The following is a 17,944-nucleotide window of genomic DNA, read 5'->3' on the forward strand; positions in this document are numbered from 1 at the left end:
CTAGCATGTTTCATCTGCATATCTGAAGCGTAAGTTTTGCGCCTTAACTTAAACAGCGGAAAATGCAAAAGCATGCGTCATCTCGACACATGCCTTTGCTTGATGCGAAAAAGCCCAACCTGCTCGCTTTATTTCCGATGCATTTTAAACTCTAGAAACAGCTCGTTGTAATGAGAGAGCATGCGCGGACCGAGATTATCGTAAACCTCAAGCCGTTTGGTCAACTCTTCATCCGGATAGAACCGCTCATCGCCGGAAATGTCCTCCGGCAGCAAAACGAGAGCTTCCTTATTCGGCGTGGAGTAACCGACATATTCGGCATTTTGCGCGGCTACATCGGGCTGGAGCATAAAGTCGATAAACTTATGCGCCCCTTCCAAATTGCGCGCCGTCTTTGGAATGACCATATTGTCGAACCAAAGGTTTGAGCCTTCTTGCGGCACGATGTAGTCAAGCTCCTCGTTCTCCGCCATAATTTCCGATGCGTCGCCGGACCAAACAAGCCCCGCCGCCGCTTCTTCGTTTGCGATCAGCATTTTGATCTCGTCGCCGACAATCGCCTTTACGTTAGGAGTCAGCGTGGAGAGCTTCGCGAGCGCCTCCTGCAAATGCTCTTCGTTTGTATCGTTGAGTGAATAGCCGAGACTGTTCAGTCCCATGCCCATCACCTCGCGAGCGCCGTCGAGCAAGAAAATTTTGTTGCGCAAACTCTCGTCCCACAGATCGTCCCAGCTATTGAACGTCAGATCACCCACTAGATCGGGGTGGAAGACGATGCCCACCGTACCCCAGAAATAGGGGACGGAGTAGGCGTTTTCCGGGTCAAAGGACAGGTTCATAAACCTGGAATCGATATTTTTTAAGTTGGATAGTTTCGAATGATCGAGCTTAAGCAGCAAGTTTTCGGCTTTCATTTTGCTAATAGCGTACTCCGACGGAATGGCCACGTCAAACGTGGTGCCGCCTTGCTTGATTTTGGTCATCATCGCTTCGTTGGAATCAAACGTCTGATAGATGACCTTGATGCCCGTCTCCTCCTCAAAGCGAGCGAGCAGCTCCGGGTCGACATAATCGCCCCAGTTGTAAACGGTAAGCGTGTTGCCGCCCGTATAGCCTTCGCTGGAGTTGAGATACGCCGTTGCGTACATCAAGCCGAAGGCTGCGACAAACACAAGCAAAAACATCCGGACAAGCTGGCTCATGCGCGTCCCTCCTTCAAGGCCGGACGGTTATTGCGGCGGTTAATGAAGTAATAGCCGATAACCAGCAGCACCGTAAACAGGAATATTAGCGTGGACAAGGCGTTGATGGAGAGAGACACCCCTTGCCGCGCACGAGAATAAATTTCGACCGACAAGGTCGAGAAGCCGTTGCCCGTAACGAAAAACGTAACCGCAAAGTCATCAAGCGAATAAGTTAGCGCCATAAAAAATCCGGCAAAAATACCCGGTTTAATATATGGCAAAATAACTTTCGTCAGCACCTGCCAAGAGCTCGCGCCCAAATCTCTTGCAGCGTCTAGCAGAGAACCGCTCATCTCTTGAAGCTTCGGCAGCACCATAATGACAACAATCGGAATGCTGAACGCAATATGCGACAGCAGCACCGACACAAAGCCAAGCTGAATCCCGGCTATCGTGAACAAAATGAGAAACGAAGCGCCGATAATGACGTCCGGGCTGACAATGAGCACGTTGTTTAAAGTGAGCAATGCCCCTTTAGGCCGATTGCTGCGAATATAGTGAATCGCGATTGCGCCAAACACGCCGATAATAGTGGAGATGGCGGCAGACAGCAGCGCGATTACAAATGTGTTCAACACAATAATAAGGAGCCTTGTATCTTGAAAAACTTCGCCGTAAAACTCCAACGTAAATCCTTCAAAGTCGCGCATCGAGCCGCCGCTGTTGAAGGAATAGAACATGAGATAAAAAATCGGCGCGTACAAAATACCAAAAACTAAAATAAGATACAGGTTGGAAAGCTTCCATTTACCTTTTGACAATGTCGATCAGCCCTCGCTTTCGGTTCCCGGTAAGCAGCATGATCAGCGCCATTGCAATAATGAGGAAAACCGCAATAGTCGCCCCCATGCCCCAATCCTGCGTCACTAGGAAATGCTGTTCGATCGCCGTTCCAAGCGTAATGACCCGGTTGCCGGCAATAAGCCGCGTAATCATAAACAGCGACAGCGCCGGAATAAACACCGCCATGCAGCCCGCCTTCACGCCGTCCAGCGTTAGCGGGAATACGACGCGGCGAAACGTCATCCACGGAGATGCGCCAAGATCGCGCGCGGCGTCGATGAGGGTTGGGTTCATTTTTTCCAGTGCATTAAAGATCGGCAAAATCATAAACGGGATAAAGATATATACCGACACAAACACAAAGCTGAAATCGGTAAACAAAATTTGCTTCGTTCCGATGCCGGTCATCTCCAGCACCGCGTTGACAAAGCCGTATGTGCCGAACAAGCCGATAAAAGCGTATGCTTTCAACAGCAGGTTAATCCAGCTTGGCAAAATAATTAAAAGCAGCCACAGCCCTTTATGCTTCGTTTTCGTTAGCAAATAAGCCGTCGGATAGGAAACCAGCAGTGAAAACAGCGTAATGAGAAAGGCGTACCAGAAGGAGCTTAGCGACATTTTTAAATAGACCGATGTAAAAAATTTCGCGTAATTGTCCAAAGTGAACTGGCCCTCTACATTAAAGAAGGAGTAGTACACAATGAGCAAGATCGGCGCCACAACGAACAACACGATCCAGAGCACATAAGGGATCAGATATATGTTTCGAGCTCTAGCTTCCATGAGTGTCCTCACCGCCGCTTTCTTCATATGACTCCAGCCGCTTGTCGAACTCCTCTTCCGTCTCTCCGAGACGCATGACATGAATCGCTTCCGGTTCGAAGGTCAAGCCGATGCGCTCTCCGACCGTCGCTTTGCGCGTCGAATGGACAAGCCATTCATTGCCGGAATCGTCGTAGCAGCTAATTTCGTAGTGAACCCCGCGGAACAGCTGAGTATCGACGCGCACTTGAAGCTTGCCACTCTCCGAAGACGTAATTTCCAAATCTTCGGGACGAATGACGATATCCACTGTCTCTCCAGAGTTAAGCCCTTGGTCCACGCATTCGAACTGGCGGTTCGCAAACTCCACTTCGAAGTCGCGCAGCATCCGGCCCTTTACAATGTTGGATTCGCCGATAAAGTCGGCTACAAAACGGTTGATCGGCTCGTCATAAATATCCGTCGGCGTGCCCGATTGCTGAATCGTCCCTTCGCTTAGGACGAAAATTTCATCGGACATCGCAAGCGCTTCTTCCTGATCATGCGTAACGAAAATAAACGTAATGCCTAGACGGCGCTGAAGCTCGCGCAGCTCGTACTGCATCTCCGTCCGCAGCTTCAAGTCGAGTGCCGAGAGCGGTTCGTCCAGCAGCAAAATTTCAGGCTCATTGACAATCGCGCGGGCGATCGCGACACGCTGGCGCTGTCCGCCAGACATTTCCGTAATTTCGCGGTTCTCGTAGCCGCTCAGGTTAACGAACCGCAGCGCTTCCGTTACTTTTGTTGTAATGACGTCGTTTTTGAGGCCTTTGATTCGCAGGCCAAACGCTACATTTTCGAACACGTTTAAGTGTGGGAACAGCGCATAATCTTGAAAAACCGTATTCACCTGGCGCTCGTTGGCGGGAATCCGGTTAATGACCTTGCCATTAAAATAAATATTGCCTTTAGAAGGCTCCGTAAATCCGGCGATTAATCTCAAAATAGTCGTTTTGCCGCAGCCCGACGGCCCCAGCAGCGTATAAAATTTGCCCCGTTGTATCTCAAAGCTAACATCCTTGAGTACGGCAGGATCATTAGCATCATATTGCTTCGTTACATGCTCAAAACGGATGATTGTCTCTTCCCGCATCCAGCACCCTCCTTTGCCACAATAAAAGAAATCATAGTGATTATACAGCATCCCCGCAAAAGGGCAAGTAGAAACTTAGACAATACCACGTTTTATAATGATATGTACAGATTTTTGGGAGAATTCGGATGAATTCGGATCGATTTCGGTTTGTTTTAGTTAAATTTGGGTCTGAAAAGTATAGTTTAGAACGTTAAAAGTCGGATTTGAGTAGCTAATGATTTTAAATAAGTATGAATGATTAGTGCTTTTTTGGGGATTGCCACAAACAACTAATCTACTCCAGACCGACCATTTCGAACCTTTAGTGGTTCCACAAACAACCAATCTACTCCAGACCGACCATTTCGAACCTTTAGTGGTGCCACAAACAACTAATCTACTCCGAACCGACCATTTCGGACCTTTAGTGGTTCCACAAACAACTAATCTACTCCGAACAGCTCATTTCGAGCCTTTAGTGGTGCCACAAACAACTAGCCGACTCCGAACCGACCATTTCGAACCTTTAGTGGTTCCACAAACAACTAATCTACTCCAGACCGACCATTTCGGACCTTTAGTGGTTCCACAAACAACTAATCTACTCCGAACCGACCATTTCGGACCTTTAGTGGTGCCATAAATCACTATTCCCATTGAGGCTTAAAAACAGTATTCACCCTATCCATTTGTTTCGATAACTTAAAATGGATGAGTATCATATCTGTTTTTACCGCAAATTTGCTGCAATAAACCATTAAGCCACTATAAGCCGCTTCGTTTGATCACCCGTTAGAACACTTCAAACATATTTGGCATGGTTGACACCAAAAGAATAGCCCTTGATTCCACCGCTAGGATGGAGCCAAGGACTATTTTTCAAAGATGAATTTTAGTTTAAAACAGTTTTCCAAGTTGCAACTGCATCTGTTACTGCTTCTGCTTCTGCTTCTGCTTCTGCTTCTGCTTCTGCTTCTGCTTCTGCTTCTGCTTCTGCTTCTGCTTCTGCTTCTGCTTCTGCTTCAATATTATTGCTACTATGATGCGGCATTTCCATCTTCACTTGCTCTTACCTACAACTAACCTTCAGCTTACGCAAGTCTTATACCGCCAATTCGTTGCTTTCGCCGCCGCGCTCCTTGCGGTGAGTAACGCTGAAATAAATGAGCGTTAGTACCGAGAAGCCGACTCCGAAGATGGCGAGTACTCCTGCATCGCTCCACATACGGGACAGTTCGCCGCTGGAGATGACGTCTTTTAGACCGGCTACCGAATAAGTCATTGGCAGCCAAGGCGTTACATGTTGCAACCAGCCTGGAATCAGTTCCAGAGGGAATGTGCCGGCCGAGCTTGTCAGCTGCAAAATAAGCAGTACAATCGCAACAAAGCGGCCCGGGTTGCCCAACGTAGCAACAAAGAATTGAATGAGCATCATAAAAGTAATGCTAGTGACAATCGAGAACAAGATAAACAATGGCATATTTTGAACTTCAAGCTTCAATAAGAAGATCAATGCTGCATCCGCAATGAGTGCCTGAATGGTACCTACGAGCATCAGCGTCAGCGCCTTGCTCCAGAACCAGCTCCAGCCGTTAGCCGGCTTGATGGCAGGCTCTCTTACCGAATACACAATCGTAATGAGCAAAGCCCCTACATATAGGCCAAGCGATAGGAAGTACGGTGCAAAACCTGTGCCATAGTTCGGCACTTCAGATACACGCTCAACATCAAGCTCAATTGGCTCCGCGAACATGCCAACCATATCGTCCGTCATAGCCAGCTCAGAAGTTTGCGATGATGCGTCGCTTAGCTTAGTGGAAAGTTCTTTCGTACCGCCTTCGAGTTCCGTTAAACCGGAAGCCATTTTGGTCACGCCTTCTTCCAATTGCTTAGCGCCGGAATTCATTGTGCCTACCGAATCATTCAATTTGCCAAGTCCAGCCGACAATTCGGCCGATCCACCGGACAGCTTTTCGAGTCCGTTTGTTAATGTGCCTGCGCCAGTTTTAGCTTCACCGAGCTTTTGCTGAAGCGTTCCCGTACCGGCTGCAAGCTCCTTCAAGCCCGCTTCCAATCCGTTTGCTCCTGCCAACAGCTGCTTTTGACCAGCTGCCGACTGTTCAAGTCCAGCCGCTAAACCTTTGCTTGCAGCAAGCAATGCTTGAAAATTCGCGTCTTTCGCAAGCGCTTCGTTTTGTGCAGCCATACCTTCTAAACCAGCTGCCAATTTCTTCGCTCCGTCTTTCAGTTCCGCAGCACCGGCGGAAGATTTCGTTAAGCCGTCCGCCAACTTAGAGGAACCGCCCAAAGCGCCATTTGCGCCTTGCGACAATTTGCCGCTCGCATCCGCCATTAGGCCGATCCCGTTTGTCAGCGTGCCTGCGCCTTTATGAAGTTCAGAGCTTCCGCTTTGCAGCTTTTTGCCAGCTTCATTCAGCTTGGAGGCTCCATCCTGCAACGTCATTGTGCCGTTAGCTAGCTTAGTTAAATTTTGCTCCAGCAATTCGGCTCCATCTTTTGCTTTTGTAGTGCCTTCGGCAATTTTGCCGGCTCCGTCGCTTGCCTTCACGATCCCGTCAGCAGCCGTCTCCAGCTTTTCGAACACCGTTCTCGTATAGGCCGATGTAACTTCTTTGTTCAGCAAACCTTTCATTTGCTCAACAGCGGTATTGCCGATTTGTGCGGCCAAAAAGTTAAAGCCTTCATTTGGTAAGTAAACCAGCTTAGCCGGTTCTGGCTTATCTGAAGTCAGCGTCGTTGTTTTTTCCGAAAAATTAGCCGGAATTTCGATCGCCATATAATATTTGTTGTCTTTCATTCCTTGAACGGCTTCATCTTTGGTGACAAAAGCCCAGTCGAACTTCGGATTTTCCTTTAGCTTTTCCTCAAAGTCGCGACCGATATGCATCTCTTTCCCTTGGAACTCCGTCCCTGTATCAGAATTGACAACCGCTACCGGAAGCTCCTCTAACCGTTGATACGGATCCCAAAACGCTCCTAAAAACATAGCCGTATACATAACCGGCACCGTCAGCACGGCGATTACGGGAATCAAAACTTTTTTGTTTTTCGCAATCGCTGCAAGCTCAGAGCCAAATTGCTTTAACCCTTTTAGCTTCATTTCTTCCACTCCTTCTTCTAGTCAACTTCTTGTTTGCTTAAAACATGATCAACCATCCCGACCATAAAAGACCAACTGACCAATTTCATCATTCGGTCATTTCAGGCCGTAAAAAAAGGCATCCCGCTTACGCCGGAGCCAATCCTTGCTCCAAATAAAATCTTAGCCGTTCTGCGACCTGGCCTTTTTCGAGAGGCTTATGACCTTTCTTCCATTCCACCGTAAGCGCCATGTACAGCCTTAGCATAATAAACGCCGTCATTTCCGGCTCGCAAGGTTTTATCTGACCTTTTTCAATAGCCAGCTTTACTTGCACCGCGATATAGCCGACAACCGCATTTTCCAGCTGCTGCAATCCTTCCAGTGCCATCGGTGTGCCAATTTCCCGCATTTCCTGTGAAAGCTTGAGCGCAAGCTCATGTTCCTCGCGGAAATCAAGCAATAGCTCCAAAGCGGCGTTCAAATTGTCAAAAAACGTTCTGCCCGGCTCAATCGCCGTTTCGGCAACCCGTTTCATCTCGCCGATCATCCGATTCATAATTTCCTGGAATAGCTCTTCTTTATTCGTAAAGAATGTATAGATCGTTCCTTTGCCCACATTCGCAATTTTGGCTACGCCATCCATCGTTGTTGCTTTATAGCCAAATAACGAAAATGATTTAGCCGCCGCATCCACGATTTGCTGCCGTCGATCAATAGCCATTCTGGCAACACCTCCTTGCGCTTTCTGACCAACTGACCAAAATACTAAATCGGTCATTTTGTTGCTGAAGCAATAATAACACGTTCTCGCCCCTCTTTCAACCCCATTTTTAAAAATGAATCGTCCTCCATTCGCCACGTTGGCTTTAGACGGCGCGAAGAGATATAATAACAGCATAATTGCGGCAATTATTCCGCGTGGCAAAGAGAAAAGGAGTGTTCTTATGAGCTATCAAGAAATTACAACTGCTGAACAGTGGGATCAAGCTTTTCAGCGTTCCGATGACCGACCGGTCGTCGTTTTTAAACACAGCACAACGTGTCCGGTAAGCTCCAACGCCTATGAGGAGTTCAACAAATATTTGGGAGGCAGCCCGAGACAAGATGTCGACTATTTGTTAATAAAAGTAATCGAGTCCCGTCCCGTCTCCAATAAAATCGCCGAAGATACCGGAGTTAAGCACGAATCGCCTCAAATTATTTATATCGATAAAAAAGCAAAAGTGTGGTCCGCTTCCCACTGGTCCGTCACGAAAGCGCATATCAGCGCGGTGCTGGACTAAACGTATCCTTAGAAATTAAACAAAACGGCTTGCAGGGCAGACATGCCTTCAAGCCTTTTTTCATTGCTCCGTATTTTGCACAACCCCTCTATTGCGCCTAATGTCCCCGTTTACGCCTTTTCATTTCTATGTCATTCCGACTAGTCCGCTTTCATAAGTAAGAGCAAAGGTCTACTCCTTACTAAGCCCTCCTGCTGGCAAAGGTTGCATCATTATGCCCATTCTAAATAACGAATAGATGTGGTTATCTAGAGAATGTCGGAATATATCGAAGTAGGAGGAAATAAATACATGAAACGGTTGGCACTAATCTTATTAGGAATTTCGATGGTATGGGCGGTTTTGGCAACGCCTTCAGCATACGAACAAGCCGCGGCGGCCACCTCAGTCTCCGCATTTAAAGACACGAAAGGACATTGGGCGGAAAAAACGATCAACGGCATGGTACGTCAAGGCATACTGGAAGGCTATCCGGACGGGACTTTTAAACCAGAAGAAACAGTCAAGGTGGACCAATTTGTCAAAATGCTCATCCTTTCGTACACAGACCTTCACCAGAACGGATCTCGCAGTTGGAATACGAATTTCTTAGGCTCTCTGAGTCCGGAGAACCAGGCTATTTTGAAACAGGATTACCGTTACTTTTCATTTGCACCAAGCCCTGTTGGTTATTGGGCCAAAGAATTTATCGATATCGCAAGCGATTTGCACTTTTTGAATAAGAGCCGTTATTCCGACTTCCAAGCAGATATGACCCGTGAAAATGTGGCGGAAATCATCTATTACACACTTCAGGAAACGGAGTTTTTGGAAGACAGCGGCTTCGGGCAAAAAATGGCTCAGTCTTTTGGAGATATCAACGGTGCATCGGAGAGGGAACAACGTTTTATCGCGGAGTCGCTTGTAAAAGGTATCATGGAAGGTTATCCGAACGGATTTTTTGGAGTCGGGCAAAAGGTAACGAGAGCGCAATCGCTTGTTATTTTGGAACGGCTGACCAACAAGTCCAAACGAATCCCGGTTAAAGTTTCGCCGGACAAGCTGGAACGTATCGTACCGACGGCAAGCGGCGGAAACAAAATTGTTGTATTCCCGGACAAACGGATGTGGGATGCATACGAATCCCTCATTTCAGTCGGCAAGCTGCGCGGCTCCAATCAGGATCTATTTGATACAACGCTTCGCTTGTATAAGGACCAATCTGAAAAGGACAATGTGCTGAACCGTCCATCGGGCTCGCCGGTCGTCCATGAGGAAGCGGCTATTTGGCTGGACCCTCAGTACAATACGTACGGCATAACGATCCGTCTGCGCGACGGCTCGCTTGCCCGCAACAAGGAAGTGGTCGAGCAGTTTTCCAACGGCTTGTTCGGCTATAATGCGATTGCGTTCAAGCAACTGTTCTCCGACGTATGCGCCAAAGTGGAGAAAGGCGAAACGGTTGCGAAAACCAACCATACGATCGGAACGGATTCCATCAATGTTCTAATCGACGCAAAAACTAAACAAGTCATCTTCTCTGTTGCAGCCAGAAAGTAGCGGCATGGCTGGTTAGCGCGAACAGCTTCAGTAGAACCACTAACTAATAAAGAACCCGCCGGGAAGTTGCTTCCTAGCGGGTTCTTACTATTTATTATGTAAAGATGGCCGTGTATCCGCTGCTTCACGCCATTGTTGTTCCGTCCCTACAAAAAAAGTCACTTTTTCAGGAAATAGTTCACCCGTTGAGCTTTCTCCGGACGAGGTGCCGAGTCCATGGATCAGCGGAATATCTGTCCGAAATTGTTTTTGTTTCCCCTCTTGATCGATATAGTTAAGTTCCATTGGACCTGTAGCGTTTTTGCTTGATGTCACTATTTTCCCAGAAGGGGGAACTTCGTACACTAATTTTTTTCCTTCTGTTTTCAAAGGAGGGTGTTCAGGCTGTTCATATGTAACCTGTATCCATCCCGTAAACCCTTCCGGCAATAAGTACTTATGTGTTGTCCTATCCGAAACAATAGACAATAGTATAATAACTCCTACTGCAATGGACGCAGATGCTATTGCGACGCATATTAAAGCGATGTTGCTTGAACTCCTTTTTTTTGCCATGAGCAGCCACCTTCCTTTTAACAGTTTTATCCGATGGAGTTATTTATTAGTTTACTGTAATTCAATCGCTTTTCCCATTAAATATTTAAACCGGCCGGGAAACCATTCCCGGCCGGTTCAATTTCCAGAATTAAAGGACAGCCTTCGCCTTATTGCAATTCAACTTGTATTTGCGGCCGTACTGCCCCCCGTAATAAACGATACGCCGAATCATCGTCTGATCTTGCAAAATGGCAAACGGGCAATGATCCGGCTTTGTGTTAACCTCCAATATCCACACTCTGAGATCATTGTCGATGGCAACGTCCAATCCAATTTCATTTAAGCTTGGATAATATTTTCTTAGCCTTTTCATCGTGCTTACGCCCACTCTTTCAAGCTGCGACAAAATTTGATCTATCTGACCCGGACTAGAATGAATGCCGAGCACTTGCTCCACCGGCAATATCGTCCCTCCTTGGCTTCCGTTGGTCACGATTTTGTCGGGATGCGCGACCCTTGCAACCGTCCCCGTCGTTTCCCAGCCTCCATAAGGAGACTTCTGCACGACTACGCGCATGTCGAACGCCCGTCCTTCATACGTGAGCAAATGGATTCCTCGTTGAATGAGGTAACTTTTTCCTTTCGTATCCTTACGAATAGAGGCGTACAAGCCCCTCAGTGTGCGAAAATACTTTTTGCTGCCCCCCAGCTGGTAGTTGTACCCTCCCGCAGAAGACTTTTCCACTCTCATAACTCCTCTGCCCATAGAGCCGAAAGTAGGCTTTACATAGACCATTTGATAGGACCCCAGCATTTTGCCAAGCGTCAACTGGCTTAACCTCTTAGTAAGCGGGATATAAGAGTTCAGTCCGCTATCTCTTAACATGACGTTTGTTTTGGCCCACTTATCGGTTGTACGGTACGCTTTCCCGCTGGCTTTCCCCTTAGCCTTAGGCATGCTTTCCCGATCTCCCTTCCGTCACCCGAAGGCGAAACGCTAGAATGAATTTTCACCGCTCCTTTTGCTAGACTCCTGTCTCTATCGACTCTCTCTACTATTACTATACGAAAAAAAGACAAAATCGCTTTAGGCCGCTGTCGTCATCCCTGAACCATCGTTCGAGCCGGACATATGCTTAAGTAAGGCATAATAACGACTCCATTTTGTCCACTTGGGGAGGCTTCCTTTTTTATGAACGATTTGCGACTGAACGCGCATCTGCTCCACATTTCGGGATGGCATCCCTGGTATAAAGAGCTGCTTCGGGAAAACGGCATCGAACATCCAAACCCAGCTCCCCTAGACAACTTCACTCTTCTAAAGAAACTCCCGCTTCTAACCGCCGAGCTGCTCGAAAAACATTATTATTCCCAGCCTCCCCGAACGGAAGAAGGGTTATCGGTCTATCGAACGTCGGGCACTTCCTCCGGCATCCGGAAAGCCATTTATTATTCCAATGAAGACGACGAGCAATATACCGATGCCAAAAGAACCAGCTTCAACGAGTGGCTGGGCGACGATCATGGGGTGATCCGCGCGCTTGCCGATCTCGGCACCGGCCATGCCGCGAGTACCGCCATCGCTATTTTTGCAAGCCTTGGTATTGAAGGAGAATCGATTCCTTTTACAGCACCAATCGAAGAGCATCTCGCCAAGCTGAAACAGTATCGGCCTCATTTGCTGTACACGATGCCCTCTATTTTGGAAGCAATAGCCGATGCAGCTGAAAGTCCGCAAGAGCTGGGGCTTCGCAAAATCATCCTCGTCGGCGAGCTCGCCTCCTCCGAATGGCAGGCCCGAATGGCGGAGCGCTTCGGCCTCGCCCCGGCCGATCTTCTGGATACGTTAGGTTCAATAGAAGTAGGAGCGATAGCCGCTTACTCCCATGAGCTCGGCAGTTATGTTTTGTCAGAAGGACTGCTCGGAGAAGCTTTGCCGGCTGAACGCATTGATAGCAGCTTCGCCCCGCTGCGGAGCGACGAAGGCGTTTTGACTTTGACTTCCTTCCATCGGACTTTATTTCCCGTTATGCGGTTTGTGACCTACGACGTCGTGCGAAATTTCCGCACCGTTCTCCATCAGGGCAAACAGATTCAACTGTTCGATTGCCTTACAAAACGAATTGGCCGCGAGCTTAAACATGGCGAAAAGATCAGCTTGTACGATATTGAAGAGGTCGTCAGCCGCCATTTGGACGATGCAACGCTGCGGGTGAAGGTTGAACATAACAAGCTTAAGCTGTATATCAAAAGCGGCTCCATGGGGCCGGCAGCCGCGGAAGCCATCAAGCGGGACGTGGAGCACAAAATCGAAGATATCGGCATGATGATTCGTAACCGGCTGCTGCAAGGAATCGAAGTCGTGCATGCTTCCGGGAGAGAGGAGCTTCCAAGCGGCTCCGTCAAAGCAAAGAAACTATATCAATGAAAGTGAAGGAAAGGGCTGCTGCCGATGCGGAATAGCTGGTTAGATCAAATAGGCAATACGCCGCTTGTCCCGCTGACTCATCTTTTTTCAAACACAAGAGGCATTACCGTTTTCGGCAAGCTTGAGCTGATGAATCCAAGCGGCAGCGCCAAAGACCGGCCCGCCTTGCGCATCGTCCGGCAAGCTATGGCGAAGGGCTTGATTCGTTCGGGCTCCGTTGTCATCGAGTCCAGCTCCGGCAATATGGCCATCAGTCTCGCCGCTATCTGCTCCTTTTTGGGGATGAGGTTCATAAGCGTCATTGATCCCCGGACGGCGGCGCAAAATATAGCCATTATGAAAGCTTACGGCGCGGACGTTTCTTACGTAGACTCCCCCGATCCCGAAACAGGAGAGTTTCTTCCTGCCAGACTTACGCGCGTAAGGGAGCTGCTTGAAAGCTTGCCGGGAAGCTACTGGCCGAATCAATACGGGAACGAAAACAATTATTTATCCCATTATTACGGAACCATGCCCGAAATCGCGAATGCACTGGACAAAGTCGATTTTATTGCCGGAGGGGTCAGCACCTGCGGCACCATGCTGGGCTGCTCGCGCTACATTAAGGATCACGCGCTCCAGTGCAAAGTGATTGCCGTAGATGCGGTAGGCAGCGTCATTTTCGGAGGAGGCAAAGGTCCGAGACGCTTTCCCGGCCTTGGCGCAGGCATCGTCCCGCCATTTGGCGAGGAGCGGTTTATGGACTATGCGGTCAACGTTACCGACCTGGACATGGCAGCAGCCTGCCGGGAATTGGCGGAAAAGGAATCTATTCTAGCCGGCCCTTCGTCGGGGGCTGTCATATCCGCCATGCAAGCGATGATGGATCGTATTCCTGACGGCTCTACTTGCGTCGTGATTCTGCATGACCGAGGCGAAAGATATATGGATACTGTGTTTGACGATAATTGGATGCGGGAGCAATTCGGCAAAACGTTAGAAACGGGGAGTGAGACATGACTTTGCTTTATTTGGGCGAGGAGCATTTGCGCGCTATCGGCTTTCATTGGGGCGAGCTCGTCGATGTGGCGGAAGAAGCGGCGGCTCTTATTGGCAAAGGCGATTACGTTCAGCCGCTTAAGCCTTATTTGCGGTTTCGAAATGAGCAAAACCGAATTATCGCAATGCCCGCCTATGTTGGAGGGGACTTTCATGCCGCTGGGCTAAAGTGGATTGCCAGCTTTCCGGGCAATCTAAACCGCGGTCTGCCAAGGGCCCACAGCGTGACCATTTTGAACGATGCGGATACGGGGCAGCCCTCTGCTATCTTGAATACGGCTACGGTCAGCGCCGCCAGAACGGCTGCGGTCAGCGGCCTTATGATCAGGCATTGGCTGGCCGCGCATCAGGCGCCAAAGAACGAACTGCGAATCGGAATTATCGGTATGGGGCCGATTGGCCGGTTTCATTTTGACATGTGCAAGGTACTGTACGGGGATGTGATTAGCCGCATATCGCTTTATGATCTTCGAGGAGTCGAGCTTGACGAAGAGAGCGATGAACGATGGATAGGGCGAATTCGAATCGCCGACAATTGGGAGGAACTGTACAACAATTCCGACGTGATCATTACATGTACCGTTAGCGACAATCGCTATATTCATCTCCCGCCGCCAGAAGGTGCGCTCCTGCTCGATGTTTCGCTGCGCGATTACCGCCTTGAAGCCATCCGAAGCATTAAAACGATAGTTGTCGACAGTTGGACGGAAGTATGCCGGGAAAATACCGATATCGAGCTGCTGCATCGGGAAAACGGGCTTCAGGAAGAGCAAGCTGTCACGCTCGCACATGTGGTGCTTAACAAAAAGTTGAAGGGGAAAGCCGGTCAGGAGCCCATTTTGTTCTGTCCGATGGGTATGGCCGCTTTCGATATCGCCGTTGCGGACTGGTATGTCAAAAAGGGGAACACGCTCCAAATCGGTATTCCTCTGCCACGCTAACGCTTTGACGCTTCTCTAATTGACAAGATAACCACTGTTCATTTATATTAAATTTATTGCAATTAAATTGATTGAATTTTATTAAAGCCCGAAGGCGGTTTGCGCCCCTCGGGCGTTTGTTATGGAGGCCGCCCAAATGACTGACGACACCTTGCTGCTAGACAATCAAATTTGCTTTGCCCTATACGCTTGCTCGCGCGAGATCACGAAGCTTTATCGGCCCCTGCTCCAGGACATCGGTCTCACTTATACGCAATATGTCACCATGCTCGCCCTGTGGGAAAAGGATGAAGTGACCGTTAGCGCTCTCGGCGCCAGACTGTATCTCGATTCCGGCACGTTGACGCCGCTTTTAAAAAAGCTGGAGGCACAAGGTCTCGTTACCCGGACCCGCGACAAAAACGACGAAAGAAGCGTTTTGGTCGCCTTAACGGAGCAAGGCCGCTCTCTTCGCGGACAAGCCGAAGGCATCCCCGCCAAGCTGGCCTGTCAGCTTGATGCCACCCCGGAGGAAGCAGATGTTTTGCTGAACCAAATGAAGCTGCTGCTTGGCCGGGTTAAACAATGCGCGCTGGAGGAAAACGATTAACATCGTTTTCTCCCGCGCTTTTTTTATTTGTCCTTATGCAGCCACCAAACTCCCGCGCATTCGGGCACATGCCGGATGCCCTCCTTCGCTACACGGTCCGCAAGCTCGTCGCCGAAAAAAAACCTCGTCAATCGCTCCGCCTGCTCCACGCTTTCAAAGTGATAGTCCAGTCGAATCCAGCGATGCGCAAAGCCGTAATCTTGAACGAGAGCTTCATAATAAGGAACTAAGAAATCCGGCGGATGAGGGCTTTCCCAGCCTGTGCCCATCGTTTCAAACAGAATCGCCGTTCCCCCGCTCCTAAGGATTCTATCAATCTCGCCCATCACTTCCGCCAAATGGTCCTTCCACTTTTCGTTGTCTGACGTACATAAGTAACAGATGCTCCAGCCCGATACAACCAAATCCGCACAGCCGTCTTCAAGCGGCAGCTTGCGGTGATCCGCCGTCATGGTCCCCCAATGGGAATAGCCCGCGCTTCTCAGCCGCTCCCCCGTTACCTTCAGCATAGCTTCGGCCGCATCCGTAGCCATAATCGACTTCGCTACTGGCGCAAGCACATTTGTCAGCCTGCCCGTGCCCGCCCCCATATCCACGATATCCAGTCCGGCAGCTTCCCTAATGTCATTAATGACGGGAAGCAAGCTCGGCTGGGCAGCGATCAGCTCATCATAGCCAAGCGCTTCCTTGTTATAGATTTCATCGTGATTCGGCATTTCGTCAGCCCTCCATTCCTTGGTTCTCGCCTTCATCTTAAACGTTGACGTAACGACAAGGTCAAGCGGGCTTGTCCTATACGAAGCATGTTATAATAAATCATATTCCAACCGGAGGTTTCATCCATGCTGAAAAAAATCGCAATCGCCGCCTTGTACGCAGCGACGGCAGCTCTCATTTATATGTACGGAGAAGAAATACTCGCTTGGTTCCAGCAGTCGAATCCTATCGCGCTCATAGCGTTAATGGCGACCCTTATGGCTTTGTTCCCCATCATCCCTTATCCCATTGTCGGCGGGATCATCGGCGCGGCACTCGGCCCTATTCTCGGAGCCAGCATCACCTGGATCGGCTCCGCCGCCGCATCCATTATCATGTTTCTATTCGTTCGCTACGGCTACCAAGAATGGGGAGAGAGAATGCTTTACCGCTATAAGGGTGTGGAAAAGGTGACGAAACTGTTCGAGCAGAATGCCTTCCTCGCTATTCTTTTCGCCAGGATGCTCCCTTTTATCCCGTCCATCATTATCAACGTGTATGCCGCCCTAAGCCGCGTTTCTTTCCTGTCGTATGCCATTGCATCGTCTGCGGGTAAAATTCCGGCCATGCTGCTGTTTGCGTTCGTCGGGGATCATGTCATGAGCGATCCAAAAAATATTGTTATAACGATCGCCATTTATGCCGTATTCCTTGCTATTTCCTTAGGCGCTTACCGACTCTGGCAAAAGAAAGCGATTGCTCGCAGCACCGCCCCGGGCGCATAGTTTCGACATGTTTTTACAAGCCGCGACTCCTTTCTGCCGTTTCTCATCAATCCCGTCTAGCAAATGCGACTTTTTCAGGTTAGATTTTCCTTTTGGGACTATGTTAAGATTAAAGCTGGACAATCGAACATTCGTTATTAAATAACAAAGGAGGAACATGATTTATGAGCAAAGCAAAAAGAAAACTGGGTGTCGTCGCGCTTCTATGCTTGATCCTGGCGCTGGCGGTCGTTGGCTGCGGAGTCAATAAAGGAAGCGGGAATGGCTCCTCCGGCGGCAGCACGGCATCGCCTTCCCCATCGCCTTCCGAATCTCCATCTCCAGTGGCATCGCAGGCGCCTTCAGCGCCGGCAGAGGACGGACCTGAACTTCTTGGTTCCGACAAACATCCTGTCGTTACCATCGAACTCAGCAACGACACTACGATCAAAGTGGAGCTTTATCCAGAGGTGGCTCCCAATACGGTTAACAGCTTCATTTCCCTGATCGAAGAGGGATATTATGACGGATTGATTTTCCACCGCGTCATTCCCGGCTTTATGATCCAAGGCGGCGATCCTAAAGGAGACGGTACGGGCGGACCCGGCTACAAGATCAAAGGGGAATTTACCGACAACGGCTTTACGAACAAGCTGAAGCATACAAAAGGCGTCATTTCGATGGCTCGCGCAAACGATCCCGATTCGGCGGGCTCCCAATTCTTTATCATGGTTGCAGAGGCCCCGTTCTTGGACAATCAATATGCGTCGTTCGGCAAAGTCATCGAGGGCATTGAAAACGCGGATACCGTCGTCAATCAGGAGAGAGACGCCGGCGACAAGCCTTTGGAGCCTATCTCCATGAAAAAAGTAACGGTGGACAAAAAAGGCATGACCTTCGAAAAGCCTGAAAAGGTTTCTTAAGCAGCAACGCAAAATAATTCAGACATGGTCTCCATGGCGGGACGGACGAAAACAAAATGGCGGACAAGCTGGCTTGGTTGCAAATGGCCAAGCAGACTTATCCCCCTGTTTTCGCTCCGTGCCGCCTTTTTTCTTTCTATGTATAGAGAACTAGACGTTCCCGTTCGAAAAGCCTCCATTTTTAGTCCTTTTTCACTATT

Annotated in this window: 18 protein-coding genes; 8 read left to right on the plus strand and 10 right to left on the minus strand. The window is 49.1% G+C overall.

Annotation, left to right across the window (positions count from 1 at the left end):
* Positions 1-128 precede the first annotated feature (128 nt).
* The 7 genes from ACFQZE_RS16355 to ACFQZE_RS16385 form a co-directional block, all read right to left on the minus strand.
* The gene (locus tag ACFQZE_RS16355) at positions 129-1,202 is read right to left on the minus strand and encodes an ABC transporter substrate-binding protein (protein WP_379358867.1); all 1,074 of its coding nucleotides are present in this window, start codon (positions 1,200-1,202) and stop codon (positions 129-131) included.
* On the minus strand, positions 1,199-2,005 hold the full coding sequence (locus tag ACFQZE_RS16360) for an ABC transporter permease (RefSeq protein WP_379358869.1): 807 nt from the start codon (positions 2,003-2,005) through the stop codon (positions 1,199-1,201). Before ACFQZE_RS16360 ends, ACFQZE_RS16355 begins: the two co-directional genes overlap by 4 nt.
* Positions 1,992-2,810, minus strand: a complete 819-nt coding sequence (locus tag ACFQZE_RS16365; protein ID WP_379358871.1) for an ABC transporter permease — start codon at positions 2,808-2,810, stop codon at positions 1,992-1,994. The genes ACFQZE_RS16360 and ACFQZE_RS16365 overlap by 14 nt, the downstream gene beginning before the upstream one ends.
* Positions 2,800-3,921, minus strand: coding sequence for an ABC transporter ATP-binding protein (locus ACFQZE_RS16370; RefSeq protein WP_379358873.1), 1,122 nt, complete (start codon positions 3,919-3,921; stop codon positions 2,800-2,802). Before ACFQZE_RS16370 ends, ACFQZE_RS16365 begins: the two co-directional genes overlap by 11 nt.
* Positions 3,922-4,795: 874 nt before the next feature.
* Entirely contained in the window at positions 4,796-4,960 is a 165-nt protein-coding gene (locus ACFQZE_RS16375; protein ID WP_379358875.1) for a hypothetical protein, read from the minus strand.
* A 45-nt stretch (positions 4,961-5,005) separates the two neighbouring features.
* On the minus strand, positions 5,006-7,024 hold the full coding sequence (locus ACFQZE_RS16380; RefSeq protein ID WP_379358877.1) for a YhgE/Pip family protein: 2,019 nt from the start codon (positions 7,022-7,024) through the stop codon (positions 5,006-5,008).
* Positions 7,025-7,151: 127 nt separating this feature from the next.
* Entirely contained in the window at positions 7,152-7,727 is a 576-nt protein-coding gene (locus ACFQZE_RS16385) for a TetR/AcrR family transcriptional regulator (protein WP_379358879.1), read from the minus strand.
* 223 nt (positions 7,728-7,950) lie between these two features.
* Between ACFQZE_RS16385 and ytxJ the strand changes: the two genes are divergently transcribed.
* Positions 7,951-8,289: a bacillithiol system redox-active protein YtxJ gene (gene ytxJ / locus ACFQZE_RS16390; RefSeq protein ID WP_379358881.1), complete on the plus strand. Its 339-nt coding sequence runs from the start codon at positions 7,951-7,953 to the stop codon at positions 8,287-8,289.
* A 291-nt stretch (positions 8,290-8,580) separates the two neighbouring features.
* A complete protein-coding gene (locus ACFQZE_RS16395) occupies positions 8,581-9,828 on the plus strand; it encodes an S-layer homology domain-containing protein (protein WP_379358883.1) in 1,248 nt (415 codons plus the stop codon).
* 87 nt (positions 9,829-9,915) lie between these two features.
* Here the strand turns inward: ACFQZE_RS16395 and ACFQZE_RS16400 are convergent, their stop codons facing one another.
* Positions 9,916-10,296: a DUF6843 domain-containing protein gene (locus tag ACFQZE_RS16400; RefSeq protein WP_379358885.1), complete on the minus strand. Its 381-nt coding sequence runs from the start codon at positions 10,294-10,296 to the stop codon at positions 9,916-9,918.
* 217 nt (positions 10,297-10,513) lie between these two features.
* A complete protein-coding gene (locus ACFQZE_RS16405; protein ID WP_379358887.1) occupies positions 10,514-11,323 on the minus strand; it encodes a YheC/YheD family protein in 810 nt (269 codons plus the stop codon).
* Positions 11,324-11,557: 234 nt separating this feature from the next.
* On the opposite strand from ACFQZE_RS16405, the gene ACFQZE_RS16410 reads away from it, so the two are divergent.
* The 4 genes from ACFQZE_RS16410 to ACFQZE_RS16425 all read left to right on the plus strand — a co-directional run bounded on the left by ACFQZE_RS16410 (position 11,558) and on the right by ACFQZE_RS16425 (position 15,361).
* Entirely contained in the window at positions 11,558-12,793 is a 1,236-nt protein-coding gene (locus ACFQZE_RS16410) for a phenylacetate--CoA ligase family protein (protein WP_379358889.1), read from the plus strand.
* A 24-nt stretch (positions 12,794-12,817) separates the two neighbouring features.
* The gene (gene sbnA, locus ACFQZE_RS16415; protein ID WP_379358891.1) at positions 12,818-13,792 is read left to right on the plus strand and encodes a 2,3-diaminopropionate biosynthesis protein SbnA; all 975 of its coding nucleotides are present in this window, start codon (positions 12,818-12,820) and stop codon (positions 13,790-13,792) included.
* Positions 13,789-14,772, plus strand: coding sequence for a 2,3-diaminopropionate biosynthesis protein SbnB (locus tag ACFQZE_RS16420; RefSeq protein WP_379358893.1), 984 nt, complete (start codon positions 13,789-13,791; stop codon positions 14,770-14,772). Before sbnA ends, ACFQZE_RS16420 begins: the two co-directional genes overlap by 4 nt.
* Positions 14,773-14,908: 136 nt before the next feature.
* Positions 14,909-15,361, plus strand: a complete 453-nt coding sequence (locus ACFQZE_RS16425) for a MarR family winged helix-turn-helix transcriptional regulator (protein WP_379358895.1) — start codon at positions 14,909-14,911, stop codon at positions 15,359-15,361.
* Positions 15,362-15,384: 23 nt separating this feature from the next.
* Here ACFQZE_RS16425 and ACFQZE_RS16430 read toward each other — a convergent pair whose 3' ends face one another.
* Positions 15,385-16,077, minus strand: a complete 693-nt coding sequence (locus ACFQZE_RS16430; RefSeq protein ID WP_379358897.1) for a class I SAM-dependent methyltransferase — start codon at positions 16,075-16,077, stop codon at positions 15,385-15,387.
* Between the two features lie 126 nt (positions 16,078-16,203).
* On the opposite strand from ACFQZE_RS16430, the gene ACFQZE_RS16435 reads away from it, so the two are divergent.
* Positions 16,204-16,842, plus strand: coding sequence for a TVP38/TMEM64 family protein (locus tag ACFQZE_RS16435; protein ID WP_379358899.1), 639 nt, complete (start codon positions 16,204-16,206; stop codon positions 16,840-16,842).
* 164 nt (positions 16,843-17,006) lie between these two features.
* Positions 17,007-17,744 carry a peptidylprolyl isomerase gene (locus ACFQZE_RS16440; RefSeq protein ID WP_379358901.1) on the plus strand — a complete coding sequence of 246 codons (738 nt, stop codon included), beginning with the start codon at positions 17,007-17,009 and terminating at the stop codon, positions 17,742-17,744.
* Positions 17,745-17,944 lie beyond the last annotated feature (200 nt).

Source organism: Paenibacillus sp. GCM10027627 (assembly GCF_042675505.1).
Lineage (GTDB): Bacteria > Bacillota > Bacilli > Paenibacillales > Paenibacillaceae > Pristimantibacillus.

What these genes read in the sequence shown, in the direction of transcription:
- ACFQZE_RS16355 (WP_379358867.1), bottom strand. Translation starts at nt 1,202, where the DNA reads ATGAGCCAGCTTGTCCGGATGTTTTTGCTTGTGTTTGTCGCAGCCTTC.
- ACFQZE_RS16365 (WP_379358871.1), bottom strand. Translation starts at nt 2,810, where the DNA reads ATGGAAGCTAGAGCTCGAAACATATATCTGATCCCTTATGTGCTCTGG.
- ACFQZE_RS16370 (WP_379358873.1), bottom strand. Translation starts at nt 3,921, where the DNA reads ATGCGGGAAGAGACAATCATCCGTTTTGAGCATGTAACGAAGCAATAT.
- ACFQZE_RS16375 (WP_379358875.1), bottom strand. Translation starts at nt 4,960, where the DNA reads ATGGAAATGCCGCATCATAGTAGCAATAATATTGAAGCAGAAGCAGAA.
- ACFQZE_RS16380 (WP_379358877.1), bottom strand. Translation starts at nt 7,024, where the DNA reads ATGAAGCTAAAAGGGTTAAAGCAATTTGGCTCTGAGCTTGCAGCGATT.
- ACFQZE_RS16385 (WP_379358879.1), bottom strand. Translation starts at nt 7,727, where the DNA reads ATGGCTATTGATCGACGGCAGCAAATCGTGGATGCGGCGGCTAAATCA.
- ytxJ (WP_379358881.1), top strand. Translation starts at nt 7,951, where the DNA reads ATGAGCTATCAAGAAATTACAACTGCTGAACAGTGGGATCAAGCTTTT.
- ACFQZE_RS16395 (WP_379358883.1), top strand. Translation starts at nt 8,581, where the DNA reads ATGAAACGGTTGGCACTAATCTTATTAGGAATTTCGATGGTATGGGCG.
- ACFQZE_RS16405 (WP_379358887.1), bottom strand. Translation starts at nt 11,323, where the DNA reads ATGCCTAAGGCTAAGGGGAAAGCCAGCGGGAAAGCGTACCGTACAACC.
- ACFQZE_RS16410 (WP_379358889.1), top strand. Translation starts at nt 11,558, where the DNA reads ATGAACGATTTGCGACTGAACGCGCATCTGCTCCACATTTCGGGATGG.
- sbnA (WP_379358891.1), top strand. Translation starts at nt 12,818, where the DNA reads ATGCGGAATAGCTGGTTAGATCAAATAGGCAATACGCCGCTTGTCCCG.
- ACFQZE_RS16420 (WP_379358893.1), top strand. Translation starts at nt 13,789, where the DNA reads ATGACTTTGCTTTATTTGGGCGAGGAGCATTTGCGCGCTATCGGCTTT.
- ACFQZE_RS16425 (WP_379358895.1), top strand. Translation starts at nt 14,909, where the DNA reads ATGACTGACGACACCTTGCTGCTAGACAATCAAATTTGCTTTGCCCTA.
- ACFQZE_RS16430 (WP_379358897.1), bottom strand. Translation starts at nt 16,077, where the DNA reads ATGCCGAATCACGATGAAATCTATAACAAGGAAGCGCTTGGCTATGAT.
- ACFQZE_RS16435 (WP_379358899.1), top strand. Translation starts at nt 16,204, where the DNA reads ATGCTGAAAAAAATCGCAATCGCCGCCTTGTACGCAGCGACGGCAGCT.
- ACFQZE_RS16440 (WP_379358901.1), top strand. Translation starts at nt 17,007, where the DNA reads ATGAGCAAAGCAAAAAGAAAACTGGGTGTCGTCGCGCTTCTATGCTTG.